The organism is Mycolicibacterium monacense (genome assembly GCF_010731575.1).
GTDB classification, from domain to species: Bacteria; Actinomycetota; Actinomycetes; order Mycobacteriales; family Mycobacteriaceae; genus Mycobacterium; species Mycobacterium monacense.
The window spans coordinates 1,765,390-1,784,117 of the sequence record NZ_AP022617.1 but is presented as its reverse complement, the minus strand read 5'-3'; the positions used below and the strand labels follow the sequence as shown (position 1 = coordinate 1,784,117).

Annotated in this window: 16 protein-coding genes and 1 riboswitch; of the genes, 4 read left to right on the top strand and 12 right to left on the bottom strand. The window is 68.6% G+C overall.

Annotated elements, in window-relative coordinates:
* The first annotated feature begins 1,586 nt into the window (after positions 1-1,586).
* Together G6N49_RS08475 and G6N49_RS08470 are read left to right on the top strand one after the other, a co-directional pair.
* Entirely contained in the window at positions 1,587-2,333 is a 747-nt protein-coding gene (locus G6N49_RS08475) for a thioesterase II family protein (protein ID WP_011560231.1), read from the top strand.
* 4 nt (positions 2,334-2,337) lie between these two features.
* The gene (locus tag G6N49_RS08470; protein WP_011855826.1) at positions 2,338-2,733 is read left to right on the top strand and encodes a hypothetical protein; all 396 of its coding nucleotides are present in this window, start codon (positions 2,338-2,340) and stop codon (positions 2,731-2,733) included.
* A 6-nt stretch (positions 2,734-2,739) separates the two neighbouring features.
* On the opposite strand, the gene gcvP is transcribed toward G6N49_RS08470, so the two are convergent.
* From gcvP to G6N49_RS08410, 12 genes are all read right to left on the bottom strand, one after another.
* On the bottom strand, positions 2,740-5,586 hold the full coding sequence (gcvP, locus tag G6N49_RS08465; RefSeq protein ID WP_011855827.1) for an aminomethyl-transferring glycine dehydrogenase: 2,847 nt from the start codon (positions 5,584-5,586) through the stop codon (positions 2,740-2,742).
* 167 nt (positions 5,587-5,753) lie between these two features.
* Positions 5,754-5,852: riboswitch (glycine riboswitch) on the bottom strand.
* A gap of 133 nt (positions 5,853-5,985) precedes the next feature.
* The gene (locus G6N49_RS08460) at positions 5,986-6,606 is read right to left on the bottom strand and encodes a MerR family transcriptional regulator (RefSeq protein ID WP_011855828.1); all 621 of its coding nucleotides are present in this window, start codon (positions 6,604-6,606) and stop codon (positions 5,986-5,988) included.
* A 228-nt stretch (positions 6,607-6,834) separates the two neighbouring features.
* The gene (locus tag G6N49_RS08455; protein ID WP_011560235.1) at positions 6,835-7,329 is read right to left on the bottom strand and encodes a bifunctional nuclease family protein; all 495 of its coding nucleotides are present in this window, start codon (positions 7,327-7,329) and stop codon (positions 6,835-6,837) included.
* A gap of 104 nt (positions 7,330-7,433) precedes the next feature.
* Positions 7,434-8,192, bottom strand: coding sequence for a transcriptional regulator FtsR (ftsR, locus tag G6N49_RS08450; protein WP_011560236.1), 759 nt, complete (start codon positions 8,190-8,192; stop codon positions 7,434-7,436).
* A gap of 30 nt (positions 8,193-8,222) precedes the next feature.
* Positions 8,223-8,699, bottom strand: coding sequence for a glycogen accumulation regulator GarA (garA, locus tag G6N49_RS08445; RefSeq protein ID WP_011560237.1), 477 nt, complete (start codon positions 8,697-8,699; stop codon positions 8,223-8,225).
* Between the two features lie 171 nt (positions 8,700-8,870).
* Positions 8,871-9,266: a glycine cleavage system protein GcvH gene (gcvH, locus tag G6N49_RS08440; protein WP_011560238.1), complete on the bottom strand. Its 396-nt coding sequence runs from the start codon at positions 9,264-9,266 to the stop codon at positions 8,871-8,873.
* Positions 9,267-9,311: 45 nt separating this feature from the next.
* Complete coding sequence (locus G6N49_RS08435) at positions 9,312-10,124, bottom strand: DUF881 domain-containing protein (protein ID WP_011560239.1); 813 nt, start codon at positions 10,122-10,124, stop codon at positions 9,312-9,314.
* A 2-nt stretch (positions 10,125-10,126) separates the two neighbouring features.
* Positions 10,127-10,459, bottom strand: a complete 333-nt coding sequence (locus G6N49_RS08430; RefSeq protein ID WP_011560240.1) for a small basic family protein — start codon at positions 10,457-10,459, stop codon at positions 10,127-10,129.
* Positions 10,456-11,370 carry a DUF881 domain-containing protein gene (locus G6N49_RS08425; protein ID WP_011560241.1) on the bottom strand — a complete coding sequence of 305 codons (915 nt, stop codon included), beginning with the start codon at positions 11,368-11,370 and terminating at the stop codon, positions 10,456-10,458. Before G6N49_RS08425 ends, G6N49_RS08430 begins: the two co-directional genes overlap by 4 nt.
* Positions 11,363-11,965 carry a CDP-alcohol phosphatidyltransferase family protein gene (locus tag G6N49_RS08420; protein WP_011560242.1) on the bottom strand — a complete coding sequence of 201 codons (603 nt, stop codon included), beginning with the start codon at positions 11,963-11,965 and terminating at the stop codon, positions 11,363-11,365. The genes G6N49_RS08425 and G6N49_RS08420 overlap by 8 nt, the downstream gene beginning before the upstream one ends.
* Before the next feature lie 10 nt (positions 11,966-11,975).
* A complete protein-coding gene (gene secA2, locus G6N49_RS08415; protein WP_011560243.1) occupies positions 11,976-14,300 on the bottom strand; it encodes an accessory Sec system translocase SecA2 in 2,325 nt (774 codons plus the stop codon).
* A 4-nt stretch (positions 14,301-14,304) separates the two neighbouring features.
* Entirely contained in the window at positions 14,305-15,150 is an 846-nt protein-coding gene (locus G6N49_RS08410) for a GNAT family N-acetyltransferase (RefSeq protein ID WP_011560244.1), read from the bottom strand.
* Between the two features lie 74 nt (positions 15,151-15,224).
* On the opposite strand from G6N49_RS08410, the gene G6N49_RS08405 reads away from it, so the two are divergent.
* On the top strand, positions 15,225-16,838 hold the full coding sequence (locus G6N49_RS08405) for an FAD-dependent monooxygenase (RefSeq protein WP_011855829.1): 1,614 nt from the start codon (positions 15,225-15,227) through the stop codon (positions 16,836-16,838).
* A gap of 9 nt (positions 16,839-16,847) precedes the next feature.
* A complete protein-coding gene (locus tag G6N49_RS08400) occupies positions 16,848-18,728 on the top strand; it encodes an ABC transporter ATP-binding protein/permease (protein WP_011855830.1) in 1,881 nt (626 codons plus the stop codon).

The following is an 18,728-nucleotide window of genomic DNA, read 5'->3' as shown; positions in this document are numbered from 1 at the left end:
TGCTCGTCACGCGACGACGCTGCAAGCGGCCCGGCGTCGCGGCGCGTCCTCCCCAGATCCGCGCGTAGCGTGCCGGAGCCGTCGGTCGGATAGACCGTCAATGTCATCCCCCAGTGCTCCCCACCAACGAATTCCGGTCATCTTGAACCACCTTGCGGTTTCGTTGATCGCCATACCGTACAACGGTGTTCCGAAACTTAAACCGGAAATTTTGGCCGCATCATTCCACTCGTTACCTACGCAAATTACGTCCAGCTGGGACCCACCGCGGGTGCGGCTCCTACCAGCGAGTTTGACGCGCGTCAAGCAAATACGGAGCGCTCGCGTCGGTCTCAAATCAGCAACGGCAGGATCGCGCCCAGGAACCCCGCAACATGGACCCCACCACACCCGGTGGGGCGATTCCAGCAATGATCACGAACCTGCCGCACAGTCGGCCGACGCGCGGTCGACGCCCCGAAACCGCCCAGAACGGCCAGCAGGCGGGGCCGCCGCATCGCGTCGACGTCGCGGGACGGTGCCCGCGATTGCACCCGTGGTGACACTCGGTGCCGTTATCGATGCAGGTGACCGCGTCTGCCACGATTTCGACAGGCGTCTGCGATGGTTGCGACGGATTCCGTCGCCCAGATGCCGCCTCGCCCGGCGTTGCCCCCGCGAAGGCCGCCACTCCCAACAGGCACTTGACGGTGGCGTCACTTCCCGCAAGGGACGCCACCGGGGGTGAACGATGCGAATCTGCGCAGCGACGGCGAATACCCCGCAACGTGGCGCCCTAGGCTTGGCAACGCACGATGTCATCCCTCGGGCAAACCCGCTCACCGCACCGGCCCGCAAGTCCGGGCACCCACTCGGCGGCAAGCGGAGAATTACCCCTGCCATCGTCGAGCCATTTATCGGAATTTGGCTCTGAGAATGAGTGTTCCCCATTTAACGCGAACAATTCTAAAAACACCTGTTTGTCCGGCTATGCAATCGGCACAAGCCAATTCCCGACACCATCGGGACTGCATTGCGCGGCGGTCGCGCGGGTCGCGCCGAACGCCGGCGCTCCGAACCGGTGCTCAACCCCCAGAGGACCGCCCACCTGCACGAATATCCGCCTGACCGGCCGGTGACCACACGCGGAATAGTGTCGCTTGCAACGGATTCGAGGGCCACGACCGTCGGTCTGGCTGCTCGGTGCGGATGCGTCGGCCGATTTGGCGCAAATCCCCGCGGTCCGCCTATCGGCGGTCGGATATTCTCATCTGGTTCTCAGGTTGCGCCCGCCTCAGCGATCCTCCGAGCGGCCGAAGGAAAGTCCGGAATCCCGGAAATTGACGATTGCGGCGAAAGCTCCCGCCGCCGCGTGCGACCCCATTGGTCAGCAACCACCCCGGCGATCGGCCGAGATTGCTGGCCCCCGCCGCGCTGCACATCGTGGCAGGTCATGAGAATTCTGCGTTCGTAAAGACCATTGCGACGAGTTCGCTGATCCCTCGCGTAACACGTGTGTTTTCGGCGATCATCGACAGCGCCGACATTCCACGACGTGCCGTACCGGTTGGCGTGACGCCGGACCGGGCAGCGGCAGGGGGAACCACATGAACAGTGCCACTCCGTTGAGCGCGACGGCTCAGGCCGCAGTCGAGACGCTCTTCATCTTTCCGCATGCCGGCGGGTCCGCCGCCGGGTACAAACCCTTCGCCCGCGCGTTCACGATGGATGCGAAACGGATAGCGGTGCAGTACCCGGGCCGAGCCGGACGCCACGACGTACCGGATCTCGCGAGCATCTCCGCGCTCGCCGACGACATCTATCCACTCCTGCGGCCGAAGATCACCGGATCCCGCGTCGCCTTCTTCGGCCACAGCATGGGCGGACTGCTCGCCTTCGACATCGCCCGCCGACTGGAACGAGACGGGGATTGTCCTGCGGCGCTTTTCGTTTCGGCCTCACCGGCGCCTGGCCACGGGGGCTACGAGCAGTTGCACCAGGGTTCGGACGACGAACTGCTCGAGATGGTGGCGAGTATGACCGGCACCGATTCCCGGTTCGTCGGCGGGGAATTCGGCGCCACGGTACTGAAGACCCTGCGGAACTACGGAGCGATCACCAGCTACAGCTGTCCACCGGGTACCACGGTGTCGTGCCCGGTGTACGCCTACGCAGCGGCCGACGACGCCGCGGTGACCTACGAGAGCATGCGCGCATGGTCGGAATTCACCACGGACGACTTCGCGTTACGCACCGTCGCGGGTGACCACTTCTTCATCACCGAGCACGTCGACGAGATCGTCACCGACATCGAGGCGCGACTCACCGGATGCACCGTTCGGGAACAGGGGTGACGCGATGGTCATGAGCCGCGACGCCGAGAAGGATCTCGGTCTGGTGCTGTCCTACCTGACCGGCCGCAAGCTCACGCTCGACGAGGTGCTGGCAGCCGTGGGGATGTCCCGGTCGACCTACTACGACCGGCAGGGCAAGGGGACGCTGACGACCACCGACACCCTGCTCCGCGCGGCCCGCAACCTCGACCTCAACCCGGTGGACCTGCTCATCCGCTACGGCCGGATCGCCCCCACCGATGTCGCGGACTACCTGGAGGGGGAAGAAGAAGACCACCCTTTTGGCCTGACGGCGGCGACGTCGCCCAACACGGCGAACCCGCCTGAGCGCACCCGCCGTCGTCGTCGCCGCTCCTCGCTGTCGGACCTGGCACCGCGGGCCGACGCGCCGCCTCTGTAGACCCCGTTACGCGAACGCCTCGACCGGCGGGCACGAGCACATCAGGTTGCGATCGCCGTAGGCCCCGTCGATCCGCCGCACCGGCGGCCACACCTTGGGCCGGAAGCCCTTGCCCAGCGGGTAGGCCGCCTGCTCGCGGGTGTACGGGTGCTCCCACTCGGTCACCAGCAGTGACTCCGCGGTGTGCGGCGCACCGCGCAACGGGTTGTCGTCCACCGGCCAGGCGCCCGACCCGACCTGGTCGATCTCGGCCCGGATTGCGATCATCGCCTCACAGAACGCGTCGACCTCGCTCAGCGATTCGCTTTCGGTCGGCTCGACCATCAGCGTCCCCGCCACCGGGAAGCTCATCGTCGGTGCGTGGAAGCCGAAGTCCGCCAACCGCTTTGCCACGTCGTCGACGGTGACGCCGGTCTGTTTGGTGATGGTCCGCAGGTCCAGGATGCACTCGTGGGCCACCATCCCGTTCTCGCCCGTGTAGAGCACCGGGTAGTACTCGTCGAGCCGGCGGGCGACGTAGTTGGCCGAGGCGATCGCCGTCAGGGACGCCGCCCGCAGACCCGGCGCTCCCATCATGCGGATGTACATCCACGTGATCGGCAGGATCGACGCCGAGCCGTAGGGCGCGGCCGAGACGGTGTAGTCGTCGCCGAGTTCGTCGGCGAGCGGGTGGCCCGGCAGGTACGGCGCCAGGTGGGCGCGCACCGCGACGGGCCCGACACCCGGACCGCCGCCGCCGTGCGGGATGCAGAACGTCTTGTGCAGGTTGAGGTGGCTGACGTCGCCGCCGAATCGGCCCGGCCGGGCCAGGCCGACCAACGCATTGAGGTTCGCGCCGTCGACGTAGACCTGACCGCCCGCATCGTGCACGGCCGCGCAGATCTCGGCGACGTCGTGCTCGTACACACCGTGCGTCGACGGATAGGTGATCATCAGTGCGGCCAGGCGCTCGGCGTTCTCGGTGACCTTGGCGCGCAGGTCGTCCAGGTCGACGTCACCGTTCGGCCGGCACCCCACCACGACGACCCGCATCCCGGCCAACGCCGCCGAGGCCGCGTTGGTGCCGTGGGCGCTCGACGGGATCAGGCACACGTCGCGTTCGGGTGCGCCGTTGGCGTCGTGGAAGGCCTTGATCGCCAGCAGGCCGGCGTACTCGCCCTGCGATCCGGCGTTGGGCTGCAGCGAGATCTCGTCGTAACCGGTGATACCGGTCAGCCAGGTCTGCAGATCGGCGATCAGCCTGCGCAGGCCCGGCGCATCGCTCTCGGGCCCGAACGGGTGTTGCCTGGCGAACTCCGGCCAGGTGATCGGCTCCATCTCCGCGGCTGCGTTGAGCTTCATGGTGCAGGAACCGAGCGGGATCATGCTGCGGTCCAGTGCGATGTCCTTATCGGCCAACGACCGCAGGTAGCGCATCATCTCGGTTTCGGTGCGGTACCGGGTGAACGCCGGATGGGTGAGGAATTCCGATGTGCGCGTGGCGATCTCGGGTCCGGCGAAGGGTTTCCCGCCGCGGGTGGCGCCGAACGCCGAGAGCACCGCGGCGACATGGTCGGCAGTGGTCGCCTCGTCGCAGGACACCGAGACGTGATCGGCGTCGACCAGCCAGATGTTGATGCCGTGCGACTTCGCGGCGTCGCGGATCTCGGCGGCCCGGCCCGGCACGTTGACCAGCACGGTGTCGAAGAATGCGTCGTGCACCACGTCGACCCCGGCCTCGGCGAGTCCGGTGGCGACCGCGCGGGCGTGCCCGTGCACGCGGCGGGCGATCGAGGTCAGACCTTCGGCGCCGTGATAGCTCGCGTACATCGCCGCGATGACCGCCAGCAGCACCTGGGCGGTGCAGATGTTGCTGGTCGCCTTGTCCCGGCGGATGTGCTGTTCGCGGGTCTGCAGCGCCAATCGGTACGCCGGCGATCCGTCCGCATCCACGGACACCCCGACGAGGCGGCCGGGCAGCTGCCGGGCGTGTTTGGTGTGCACCGCGAGATAACCGGCATGCGGGCCGCCGAACCCCATCGGCACACCGAATCGCTGCGTGCTGCCGAAGGAGACGTCGGCGCCGAACTCACCCGGCGGGGTGACCAGCGTCAGTGCCAGCAGATCGGCGCCGACGGCCACGAGGGCACCACGGTCGTGCGCGTCGGCCACCAGCGGCGCCCAGTCGACGAGTGCTCCGCTCGCACCGGGAAGTTGGACGATGACGCCGAAGAAGTCGCCCTCGGGCAGCCCCTGGCGGAGGTCGGCGGTGACGATCTCGATCCCGAGGGGCCGGGCCCGGGTGGCGAGCACCGCGGCGGTCTGGCGGTACAGATCGGCGTCGACTGCCAACCGGTTCGACTTGCTGCGGCCGGCGCGCTGCATCAGCGTCATGGCCTCGGCCGCGGCGGTGGCCTCGTCGAGCATCGACGCATTGGCGACCTCGAGGCCGGTCAGATCGGACACCATGGTCTGGAAGTTGAGCAGCGCCTCGAGCCGACCCTGGCTGATCTCGGGCTGGTACGGCGTGTAGGCGGTGTACCAGGCCGGGTTCTCCAGGATGTTGCGGCGCAGCACCGGCGGGGTCAGGGTGTCGAAGTAGCCCTGCCCGATCATCGACACCGCGACGGTGTTCGACTCCGCGAGCGCCCGGAGTTCCGCGAGCGCCTCGGTCTCGGACGCAGGGGCCGGCAGCAATTCGAGGCCGGGCGCGACACCGTCGGCCGACAGGGCGTCGAGAATGTTCGCGGGCAGCGCCTTGGCGGCGAGGTCGTCGAGGGTCGCCACGCCGATGGTGTCGAGCATGACCGCGACGGCATCGGAGTCCGGACCGATGTGCCGGTCGGCGAAACGGGGCTGATGAGAGTCGAGCACGGGTGAGATCTCCTACCGGGCGCAGAACCGCTGGACGATCCCTCTCCCTCTGTCGTCGACCCGGGGCGGGCGCCTGAGAGATTCGGCCGCGTCCGAACAGCTCGCCGGGCGCGCCTTTCCCCATGGGCGGGCGGACCACTGGTGTCCACCGCTTTCCAGAGGCATCGAGGCCGTGCGCGGTCCTGGGTGCCTGAGAGGTTGACGGAGAGGTGTTGCTCCTTCGGCGCCCGTGACTGGCGATCACGGAGCTCTCCCGCACACGGGCGATGCGGAGACCAGTTTAGCGGGCGGCGCGGACACGCACCCGTGCAGGAGAACCGCGACCAGGCCGATGTGTGTGTCAGGTCACATCACGGGGCCGTTGTGTCACCAAAGATGGTGCGGGACAGCGGTTTCGAATCAGCCGATCTTGCGGTCGCGGTGCTTGCGCCGGGAGGCGAGTTCGTCCTCGGGCGCGGCGATGGACTCGCCGCCGTCGGCCCGTTCGCCCGGGAAGTCGGCGATCGCGCCGGTCAGCTCGCGCATCGCACCCGAGACCGCGATACCGAAGACGCCCTGGCCGCCCTGCAGCAGGTCGACGACCTCCTCGGCGGAGGTGCACTCGTACACCGTGGTGCCGTCGGAGAACAACGTGATGTTCGCGAGGTCACTGACACCGCGCTGGCGCAGATGGTCCACCGCGACGCGGATGTTGTGCAGGGAGATGCCGGTGTCGAGCAGCCGCTTGACGATCTTGAGGACGAGGATGTCCTTGAACGAGTAGAGCCGCTGGCTGCCGGATCCGGCCGCACCGCGGATCGAGGGCACCACCAGCGAGGTGCGGGCCCAGTAGTCCAGCTGCCGGTAGGTGATGCCGGCGATCTGGCAGGCGCTCGGCCCGCGGTAACCCACGAGCTCATCGGGGACGGAGTCGTCGGGGAACAGACCTGCCTGAACGGGTTCGTTCGGCACCCGGGCCGCCGGCTCAGGGGTGTTCTCGGTCGACAGATCCAGCTCTCCCTGACGTGGCGTGTCGCCCACTATCTGATCCTCTCGCCGATCGAACTCGCCCGCTAGCACCCTGCAGCGACGTGCAGTTCAGTGTCTTCGTCCGCCAGCCCGATTGTGTCCGAGCATACGCGTTCACTCGAGCCCTGACTGCTCGTCGCTTCCAAAGTATGGCCGCCCGACGGGGTGTTGGCGGCCACTCACACCGCGTGTCGGCACGCAGGCGCCCAGTTGAGACGCATCCGTGACAAAGGCAACGTTTCAGGTCGCCTTGAAGTCGTCCGGGGACACGCTGTCGAGGAACTCCTTGAACTTCTCGACCTCGTCCTCACGGACCGCGCCTGCGGCCTCTTCGTCGTTCTCGTCGGGGATGAGCAGCCCGGCCTCGGCCAGCACCGCCTCCTCGACGTAGATCGGGACCCCGACGCGCAGTGCGATCGCCACCGAGTCCGACGGCCGGGCGGACACCTTGATGTCCCGGTCGAAGATCAGATCGGCGTAGAAGGTGCCCTCCTGCAGATCGACGATCCGGACCTCTTTGAGGGAATGCCCGAGGGCGGCGATCACGTCGCGGATCAGATCATGGGTCAGCGGCCGGGCCGGTTCGACACCCTGCTGTTCGAGGGCGATCGCGGCGGCCTCGGACTGGCCGATCCAGATCGGCAGATAGCGGTCCCCATTGGACTCGCGCAGCAGCAGCACAGGCTGGTTCTGGGGCTGCTCCACGCGAATGCCGACCACACGAACCTCAGCCATCTGTGTCTGCCCTTTCGCACCAGTGTGCTTGTCGTTCTTCGGTGCTGCGTGTCAGATGCGGTGCCCTGACGTGACGAACGAATCCGTCGTTGCGAGTCTAATCCTCAGCGATCCAGTACGTCGCGTACGGCCGATTTGATCAACGACGTATGCAGGGTGATGGCCAGGGCCGCCACTTCACGGGCGAGGTCGTCGGCCCGGTCGCGGGCGCCGGTGGTGCCGGCCTTACCCACCGGACCGGCGATCTGGGCGATGAGATCGGACTGCCGGTCGGCCGCGGAGCGGAATGCGCGCAGATGCCTGGGTTCGACGCCGTAGTCGGCGAGCGCGCCCGCGCACTGCGCGATCACCACGGAGTGCTCGTCGAAGAAGATCCCGCCGCCGGCCTTGGCAGAAGGGGTGATCACCCCCGCCTTCACCAGCGCGGCCAGCAGGTCGTCGCCCACACCGGATCGTTCGAGCAGATCCTCGCGGCTGAGCCGGACCTGCGTCGGCCCCACACCCGCCGCCGCGGCCGCGCCGTCGCCGGTGCCGACCGGCACCAACCGCGGCGCCGGATAGGGCGTCGAATACGGCTGGGCAGAAGGTGGCAGGGCGCCGTCGGGTTGAGCGTCGAGCTGGGCCTTGATGACCTTGAGCGGCAGATACTGATCCCGCTGCGCGGTGAGGATGAACCGCAGGCGCGCGCAGTCATACGCGGTGAACCGGCGGTAGCCCGACGCGGTGCGCTCCGGTGTGACCAGACCTTCGGCCTCCAGGAACCGGATCTTGGAGATCGTCACGTCCGGAAAATCCGGGCGGAGCAGGTCCAGGACCGCCCCGATGGACATCCCGGCGAGTGGGGCGCTGTCGGGCTGGCTCATTTACTCTTCGCGCGAGCGCTCATCGGCCACCTAGCTGCTCGGGCCGTTCTCGGTGCTGGGGCCCGTCAGGAAGACCAGACGGAATTTGCCGATCTGCACCTCGTCACCGTTGGACAGCACGGCGGAGTCCACCGGCTCGCGGTTGACGTAGGTTCCGTTGAGGCTGCCGACGTCGACGACCTGGAACTCACCGCTCTCGAGCCGGAACTCGGCATGGCGACGGCTGACGGTGACGTCGTCGAGGAAGATGTCGCTGTCGGGGTGGCGCCCCGCCGAGGTGGTCGGCTGGTCGAGCAGGAACCTCGAACCGGCGTTCGGACCGCGCTTGACGACCAACAGCGCCGAGCCGACCGGCAGACCCTCGACACCGGAGACCGCGCTGTCGGACCCGGCCGCAGGCGGTGCATCCAGTTCGTTGAGGAAGTCGGCCCGGAACACCGAGGTCGTCTCGACGGTGACTTCTTCAGACGTCTGGTCGCCCCCAGAGTTGATGTCCTTCTCCGTCACCCGCTGCTCCTCACTGGCTGCTGTGGCGATACCCGGCCGGTTACTGCCGTCGTGTCACGTCGACCGTACCGCGCAGTGGACGCCATTGTGTCCACCACCGCCGGATCCGCCCCTCGTCGATTTCACTCGTTCGAAGATGGTCGAACCGTCGCCCAGCACCCTAACAACAACTCACTCGGTCACCACGCCACGGTAGCCGTCCGCGTCCAGCAGACCGCCCAGCGCCGCCTCCATGTCATCGGCGTCGAGCTGCAGGTCGACCAGCCAGCCCTCGCCGTACGGATCGGAGTTGACCAGATCGGGGCTGGCCTCCAGATTTCCGTTGACGGCAAGCACTTTCGCGCTGACGGGGGCATACAGATCGGATACCGATTTGGTCGACTCCACCTCGCCGAACGACTCCCCCGAGGTCAGCTCGGCGCCGACGTCGGGCAGCTGTACGAACACGACGTCACCGAGCGCCGCCTGCGCATAGTCGGTGATGCCGACGCGCAGCGTGTCGTCACCCGTACGGAGCACCCACTCGTGTTCGTCGGTGTAGTACAGCTCGGCTGGGATCTCGCTCACGGGTCTCCTCTGCGTACGACGCGCGCGGCCGGGGCGGCCGGCACGCTATTTGACTGGCTGAGCGTATTGGCGGTCTTTCGGTTGCCGCAAGGCGGTCACGTCCACCCGGTCGGACTGTTGGATCTCCATCGTCCCGCCCACCCGTTCGATGCTGTCCATCGCACCTCCCGGGATGTTCATCGCGGCCGCCAGGGTCGGCGGATCGCCAATGGCGGCAACGGTGTACGGCGGGTTCAGCGTCGCCCCGTCGACGTTGAGCGCCCCCGGCCGGCCCAACACCCAGGTGTCGACGCCGACGCGCACCGTGACCGGCTGCGCACCGGGGCTGCCCTGGATCTGGATCGCCTCGGCCCCGGCGGCGCGCAGCTCGTTGACCACGTCGATCATCGTCTCGGGTGGGACGCCCGGGGTGCTGTCGGTGATGGTGAGAACCACTCCCGGACCCGTGGCGCCGACCGCGCCGATGAGGATGGACAGCGCCGCGAGCCGGGCCTGGGCGTTCTCGATGGCCGCCTGATCGTTGCTCCCCGAGGCCGCCAGCTGTTCGAGGGTCCGGCGCAGATCGCCGACTTCGGTGTTGAGGGCGGCCTCCCGCTGCTGCAGCGAGTCGAGGAGGACAAGGAGGTCGGCGGGCCGGGCGGTTTCGAGGGAGTCACCCGACTCGTTCTGGCGGACCTGGGTGACGATCGCCACGCCCAACAGCACGCACAGCAGCGCCCCGAGCGCGCCGAACAGGACCTGCGACCGTCCCCGGCGCAGCAGGCCGCCGAGTGGTCTGCGCGGGGGGCGCGACGGCAGTTCGTGGCGGCCGTGGTGGTCGGCGTGGTGTTCGGATCCGGTTCCTGGTGACTCCGTCATGGTCAGGCGCCGAACAGTCTGCGCCGCAGGGCGGCGGCGTTGCCGAAGATGCGGATGCCGAGCACGACGATGATCGCGGTGGACAACTGGGTGCCCACGCCCAGCTGGTCGCCGACATAGACGATGAGCGCGGCGACGAGCACGTTGAACACGAACGACACCACGAACACCTTGGAGTCGAAGATCTGCTCGAGATAGGCGCGCAGCCCGCCGAACACGGCGTCGAGTGCCGCCACGACCGCGATCGGCAGATAGGGCTCGACGAAGTCCGGCACGCTCGGGCGGAAGACCAGCCCCAGGACGATACCGGCGAGCAGCGCGGCGATTCCGATCATCTGGCTCCGATCTGCTTGGCGAAGTTGACCTCCCGCACCGAACCGGCGGGCAGGGTGAGCGCGTCCGCGGTGCTGACGGAAACCCCGACGCCGTAGGAGGTTTCGAGCAGCCGCAGCCGCTGCAGCCCGGCGCTGCGGTCGAACGTGTCGACCATCGACTTCGGCGGACCGACCGCCTGTACGAGGTACGGGCTGCTGACGGGCTGGTTGTCGACGAGGATCCCGCCGCCGGCCTGCCGGATGGTGACGTTGGGTCCGATGCGCACTCCCCCGACGGCCACCGCCTCGGCACCGCTGACCCACAGCGAGTTGACCACCAACTGCAGATCGCGGTCGAGGATGACCTGCCTGCTGCCTGCGACGCGTTGTTTCGACACGTCGGACAGGTCGTTCGACAGACCGGGATCGGTGACGGCGACCGTCAACCCGGGACCGATCACCGGTGTCGCGGCCGCGGCGACGTCGGCGACGTCGAGGTCGGCCAGCAGTTGCCTGCCGCGTTCGTCGCCCTCGAGTCGACTGCGGCGCTCCGCGGCGACCTGCGTGGTCAGCGCGTTGCGCTGCGCGGTGAGCTGTTGGTCGGCCGCCTCGGCGGCACGCACGCTCCCGGCGAGGACCTGCTGGGCTTCGCGCGTGGCGGGGGCGGCGGTCTGCGCCTGCGCGGCGGCGACGCCGAAGACCGTTGCGACGGTGAGCGCCGCGGCCAACTGCCAACCCCACTCGACGGCGCGGGGCCGTCTGGCGCCCTCGCGTCGCGCGGCGGCCGCGGCCGCGTAGCCGGGGTCGAGATGTTCGGAGAGCAATGACCGCAGCAGCGAGGGCACCGGGATCTTCTGGGGCCCGGCGGCGTCGTGATGCTTGAGACCCGCCTCGGGGTCGAATCCGCCCAGCAGTCTGTTCGGCTCAGCCACCGGTCCGGACCTTCGGCAATCGCTGGGCGACCATCACCACCTGCACCAGATACAGCACCCCGGACCACAGGTACAGCGCCATCCCCCAGCCCAGGAAACCCCAACCGCAGGCCAGCACCACCCGGCTCCAGAGCGCATCCCATTGGCCCAGCAGCACCAGCGGGAATCCGGACATCAACGCGAACGTGGCGGCCTTTCCGAGGTAGGTGACCGGGAGCGCCGCCAGCCCCCGGCTTCGCAGCAGCGGCAACGTCGCGGCGAGCACCACGTCGCGGCCGAGCAGCGTGACCACGAACCACCACGGGACGGTGCCGTGGACCGCCAGCGCCAGCGGAACCGTCACCATGTAGATCCGGTCGACCAGCGGGTCGAGCAGCTCGCCCAGCCGCGACGACTGGTTGTCGACCAGCCGCGCGATCTTGCCGTCGGCCCAGTCGGAGAACCCGCTGAACATCAGCACGCCGACCGCCCACGCGTTGGCGTGCGCGCCGAACAGCAGCCAGAGGAACACCGGAACCAGCACCAGGCGCAGCACGGACAGTGCATTGGGCACCGTCAGTACGCGGTCCCGCTCCCCTGACGCAGATGCGTCCATGCCGGTAAACCTAGCGGAACACCCCCGGCAGGCTCAGCGCCGCCATCGTGTCGTCGGCCAACGGGTTGTCGTGGACCATGTAGGTCCACGTGGAGGTCGGCCGCGCGAGTTTGGACAGATCCACACCGGGTTCGTCCTCGAAGGACGGTGCGGTCTCGAACGTCTGCTGGGCCGCCTCGATCGCGTCGGCGGCCAGTGAGGCGAACGCGTCGACGGCCATCCGGTGGAATTCGTCGAGAGGGTTCTGCCGTCCGAGCGCACGCAGGTGGATGCTCTCGCGGATGTCGGCGAGGTAGGCGAGGTGCTCACACCACCCACGGTCGAGGTGGTAGAGCATGATGAGCCGGCAGATCCGTTCCAGCCGTTCCTCGGACAGCTCCTCGGCCAGTTCGGCGTACCGCTTGGGCGACAGTTCGGCGAGCTCCTCGCGCGCAGTCGGCGTGCGCAGCAACGCATCTCGGCGCTCGACGATGATCGCGCGCTGCTGGGCGGTGAGCTGGTTGTAGCGCCAGGTGTTGGCGTGCACGTCGAGCAGACGCCCTTCGGCCACGCGCTGGGCGTGGTCGAGCAGTGCGGCCGCCTTGTCGGTCAGGACCCGGCCGTTCTCGTCCGCCTGCATCGGTCGCTTGTTCGGTTCGAGGTGGGCCTGGACGAGTTCGTCCTCCCAGCTGGAGAAGAACACCGACGAACCCGGATCGCCCTGGCGGCCGGCCCGGCCGCGCAACTGGTTGTCGAGTCGCTGGGTGTTGTGGCGGCCGGTGCCGACGACGTGCAGGCCGCCGAGTTCGGCCACTTCATCGTGGTCACCTTCGTCCGACCCGCCCAGCCGGATGTCGGTTCCACGTCCGGCCATCTGGGTGGATACGGTGACCGCGCCGAGCTTGCCGGCCTCGGCGATGACGCGGGCCTCCTCGGCGTCGTTCTTGGCGTTGAGCACCACCGCGGGCACCCCGCGCTTGACCAGCTTCTCGTGCAGCTCTTCGGATTCGGCGACGTCGTGGGTGCCGACGAGGACCGGTTGACCGGTCTTGTGCACCTCTTCGATGTGCTCGATGATCGCGTCGATCTTGGCCGCCGCGGTGACGTACACCCGGTCGGATTCGTCTTCGCGGATGTTGGGCTTGTTCGGCTCGATCGGCGACACGCCCAGCTTGTAGAACTGGCGGAGCTGTTCACCGGCGGCCAGCGCGGTGCCGGTCATACCGCACACCGTCGGATACCGGTTGATCAACGCCTGCACGGTGATGGTGTCGAGCACCTCACCGGTCTCGGTGGTCGCGATGCCCTCCTTCGCCTCGACGGCCGCCTGCAGACCGTCGGGCCAGCGCTGCAGCTGGGCGATGCGTCCGCGGGAGGAGTTGATCAGGTGGACGGCGTCGTCGCGCACGATGTAGTGCACGTCGCGCTGCAGCAGCACATGGGCGTGCAGGGCGACGTTCACCTCGGTCAGCGTCGTGCCGACATGCTCTTCGGAGTAGAGGTCGATGCCGCCCAGCTTGGCCTCGAGTTTGCGGGCGCCCTCGTCGGTGAGGTGCACGTTGCGGCTGTCGGTGTCGGTGTCGAAGTCGCGGCCGGGGGTCAGTTCACCGACCATGCGGATCAGCTCGACGCGCGGGGTCTCGCGGTGGCTGGTGCCGGCGAGCACCAGCGGGACGAGTGCCTCGTCGACCAGGACGGAGTCGGCTTCGTCGATGAGCGCGACGTCGGGGTTCGGCGACACCAGGTCGGCGACATCGGTGACGAGCTGGTCGCGGAGCACGTCGAAACCGATCTCGTTCACCGAGGCGTAGGTGACGTCGCAGGTGTAGGCCCTGCGGCGCTCCTCGGCCGTCGACTCGGCGGTGATCCAGCCGACGGTTAGGCCCAGCGCCTCGATCAGCGGGCCCATCCATTCGGCGTCGCGGCGGGCGAGGTAGTCGTTGATCGTGATGACGTGCACGCTGCGGCCGCCCAGGGCGTAGCCCGCCGCGGCGATCGCGCCGGACAGCGTCTTGCCCTCACCGGTGGCCATCTCGACGACGTCGCCGGCGAGCATGCGCAGCGCGCCGAGCAGCTGGACGTCGAACGGACGCAGCGAGGTGGAGCGCTCGGCGGCTTCGCGCGCGATGGCCAGGAACTGCGGGATGTCGGCCGACTCAGAGAGATCCTCGAGCCGCAGCAACTCGGCGGCTTTGCGCAGCTGTTCGTCGTCGAGGTCGGCGGCCTTGGTCTCGTAGTCCGCGGACGCCTTGACCTGTGCCAGCGACCGGCCCTGGTTCTTCTCGGTGGCGGCGCCGAGCAGTTTCCAGAACTTGCCGCTCAGGCGGCCGGGGGTGCGTGTAGTCGTCTTGGGCACACGTTTACGGTACGCGGAACTCGACCGTGATCGAATCGCCCACCGGTACGAATCCCAACCGCTGGTAGACCCGGTTACTCGTCGGGTTGGCGAGGTCGGCGAACAGCACCACCTGCTCGGCGCCCGCGGCCAGCGCCCACCGGCAGGCCGCGGCGGTGACCGCCGCCCCGTAGCCGTGGCCACGCACCTCCGGTGCGGTGTACACCGGACCGATCCGAGACACGCCCGCCGCCGGCCGCCGCACGCCGGCCATGCTGACCGGCGCACCGCCCGCGGTCCACAACAGGTACGCGTTGCCGGCCTCGCGCGCGGTGGCCAGCGTGGCCCGCGCCAGGGACGGGTCGGGCTGATACCCGAACGCCTCGGCGGCGAATTCGCTCTGGTACTTGATCAGCACCGGTTCGTCGGATCGGCGCGCGACGCGGTGGGTTCCGGGCACACCGGCGGGGGCGGTCAGCGCCGCCAACCGGTACAACCGCTCCGCCGTGGTGTCGGCCCGCGCCGCACCGGTGACCGTGCACCACTGCCGGGCGAACCCGTCGGCGACCTCACGCGGACCGCGCACACCGGGCAGGGTCATTCCGGCGCCGGCCATGTCGCCGACCACCTCTGCCGTCGGCGCCGCGAACAGCCCGCCGCACAGCAGCGGCAGCGGCGGCGTGCGGATCGCGGCGCCCAGCAGTACGGCGCCGTCGCCGTCCCACACCGTCATCAACACCGGCGTCTCCTCGGAGGGCACCCCCTCACGCAGCAGCGAGAGCTCGATCGTGTGCACCATCGGCCTGCGCGCATACCAGGCCGTCGCCGTCGACACGAAGTCGTCGACGTCCGAATGGAAGCGCAGGGTCATCGGTTCAGCATGGCGGGCGGGCCGAAGATCATGAAACCCCGCCGCACGGGCTCCTGCAGGACATACTCATCGCTGTGCCCGACACCCTGAACACTGAGGTCCTCATCGCCGGTGCAGGCCCGGTCGGGCTCACCGCGGCGATCGAGCTGACCAGACGCGGCGTCGACTGCTTCGTCGTCGACCCCCTGCCGGACCCACCGCAGTACGCCAAAGCCGTTGGCGTACAACCTCGCACGCTCGAGGTGTTCGAGAACATGGGTGTGCTGCGGGCGGTCCTCGACGCCGGTATCGAGATGAACGGGCAGTGTGTCTACGTCAACGGCGAACCGGTGACGCGACTGGACCTGTCCCTGCCTGCGAACGTCCCGTTCCGGTTCCTCTGCATCCCCCAGTACGAGACCGAGCGGATCCTGCGCGAGGAGTTCGCGGCACGTGGCGGGTCGATCCAGCGCGGGTGGGGCCTGACCGGATTCGCCCAGGACGACGACGGGGTGACCGCGACGGTCTCCACCGACAGCGAGGACCGCACCGTGCGCGCCCGGTACCTCGTCGGCGCCGACGGTGCGCACAGCGTCGTCCGCAAATCGCTCGGCCTGACCTTCGACGGCGCGGCGTTCGAGGAGCAGTACATGCTCGGCGACGTCGAGGTGGACTGGACCCAGCCGCGCGGGTACGCCATCCGCTCCATGCACCAGACCGACGGCGTCACCGACGATCTGCTGGTGTGCATCCCGCTGCCCGGACGCAACCGGTACCGGATGTCGATGCTGGTGCCCGACGACCTGTCGACCCGGTCGCACGGCGAGGTGGAGCACGGCTTCGAAGCCGGCCGGGCCCCCGAACTACACCACATCCAGGCCGTCCTCGACCGGCTGTCACCGCAACCCACCACGGCCCGCAACCTGCGGTGGTCGTCGGTCTTCCGGATCAGTCACCGCATCGTCGACTCGTACGGGTCGGGCCGGGTGTTCGTCGCCGGCGACGCCGCCCACATCCATCCACCGACCGGCGCGCAGGGAATGAACACCGGTATCCAGGACGCCCACAACCTGGCGTGGAAGCTGGCGCTCGCCGTGTCGGGCAACGCCGCGCCCACCCTGCTCGACACCTACGACATCGAACGACGCCCGGTCGGCGAGGAGGTCGTGGGGCGTACGGTGCGCAGCGCCCGACAGGGCATCGGCGCGGACTCCGACGACCTCGACCACGTCATGCTCCGGGAGGCTCAGCTGCTCATCGACTACGCCGACAGTCCGATCGTCGCCTCGGCGGGTCCGGTGTCCGAGCCGCTGCCGGGTGGCCGCGCGCCCGACGCGACCGGACTCAGCCGGGCCGCCGTGTCCGGACCGCTGCGCCTCTATTCGCTGCTGGGCCGCAACCACACCGCACTGTTCTACGCCGACGGCGACGCCACGGTGACCGACGTCGCCCGGTTCGAAGCGGCCGCCGAGGCCGCCGCCACCGCCGCGCGCGGCGCTCTCGACGTGTACCTGGTGGCCGCGCCCACCGCCGAGGTGGACAGCACGGTGCTGCCGTTGCTCCGGGACAACGACGGCGATTTCGCCCGCAGCTACTCCACGGCGGGTACGTCTGTCTTCGTCATCCGTCCCGACGGGTATCTGGGCTTCGCCGCTCACCGGCTCGACACCGAGGTGTTCGAAGGCTTCCTGCACAACACGTTTGGCTGACGGCCGCCGATGTTCAGACCGTCGATCGACTGGGGTTCGGAACTTGCGAACTCGACGGTGTGGGTGCTCGGATGCTTCCTGATCACCGCACCGTGCCTTCTGCTCGTGCTGGCCGCCGTGGGGCGGTTCACCGAGTGGGGGCGTCAGTTCCGGCGCATCACCGGCCGGTACTTCACCGGCACGCAGAGCGTTCCGGTGTGGGCGGGGCTGGCGGCGCTGCTGCTCTCGTCGATCGTGTTGGTGCGGATCAGCGTGCTGCTCAGCTACTACGCCAACGACCTGTTCACGTCGCTGCAGGTGGCGTTCCAGGGCGGTCGGGACGACGGCAGCGGCGAACAGGGGTTCTGGGCCACCATGCTGGTGTTCGTGGTCCTGGCCGGCTGTTTCGTGGTGCGACTGCTGGCCGACCTCTACCTCACCCAGCGCTTCATCATGCGGTGGCGAATATGGCTGAGCCGCAACCTGATCGACGATTGGCTGGACCACCACGCCTACTACCGGGGCCGCTTCTCGCGCCAACCCGTCGATAATCCGGACCAGCGCATCCAACAGGACATCGACGTGTTCACCACCGGCGTCGGGCGCCAGACCAACAACCCGGCCTACACCTCCGACCGGGTCCTGCTGTTCGGTGCGGTGCAGGCGGCGCTGTCGGCGGGGGCGTTCAGCGTGATCCTCTGGCAACTGTCCGGTCCGCTGACGCTCTTCGGTCTGACGCTGCCGCGCGCACTGTTCTGGATCGTGATCGCCTATGTGGTCGTGGTGACGTACGTCGCGGTCGTCGTGGGCCGGCCGCTGATCCGCTTGAGCTACCTCGACGAAGTGCGCAACGCCGGTTTCCGGTACGCGCTGGTGCGTCTGCGCGACGCCGGCACCGCCGTCGGGATGTACCGGGGTGAGCGGGCCGAGGCCGCACTGCTGGACAACCGGCTCTCGGCGGTGATGACCAACTACCGGCGCTGGCTCAACCGCACGCTGCTGTTCATCGGGTGGAACGTGTCGATGAGTCAGGCGATCAACCCGCTGCCGTTCGTCGTGCAGGCGCAGCGGCTCTTCGCCGGGCAGATCTCGCTCGGCGGGGTCATGCAGTCCGCCACGGCGTTCGGCGTCATCCATGACTCACTGTCGTTCTTCCGCAACGCCTATGACGAGTTCGCCGGCTACCGCGCTGCCACGATCCGGCTCGACGGGCTGGTGACCGAGAACGCCCGCGCCCGCTCCCTGAGCCGCATCACCACCGACGCATCGGTGACCGGGGCGCTGTGCATCGACGGCCTCGATGTGCGCGCACCCGACGGCCGAGCGTTGGTGGAAGGCCTCGACCTCGAGTTGCCGGCCGGCGAGACACTGGTGATCCGGGGTGAGTCCGGGGTGGGTAAGACGGTGCTCCTGCAGACTCTGGCCGGTCTGTGGCCGTTCGCCACCGGCCGCGTCGAATTGCCGGTGGGTGACGCGGCGATGTTCGTCCCTCAACTCCCCTATCTGCCGTTGGGGGATCTGCGCACGGTCGTGTCGTATCCGCGCCACGAGGTTCGCGTCGACGACCGCGAGATCCAGCGGGCGCTCGTGGCGGTGGCGTTGTCCCACCTAGTGATCCGGCTGGGCGAGGTCCGGGACTGGTCCCAGGTGCTGTCCGTCGGCGAACAGCAGCGGATCGCGTTCGCCCGCATCCTGCTGGCGCGGCCCACGGCGGTGTTCCTCGACGAGTCCACCTCCGCGCTCGACGAGGGGCTCGAGGCGATGCTCTACACGCTTCTGCGGGGCGAACTGCCCTCGGCCACCGTGGTCAGCGTGAGCCACCGCGCCACCGTCGAGCGCTTCCACGGCCACGAACTCAGACTGCTCGGCGACGGGGACTGGCGGCTGGCCCGACTCGCCCGCGCAGGTTGA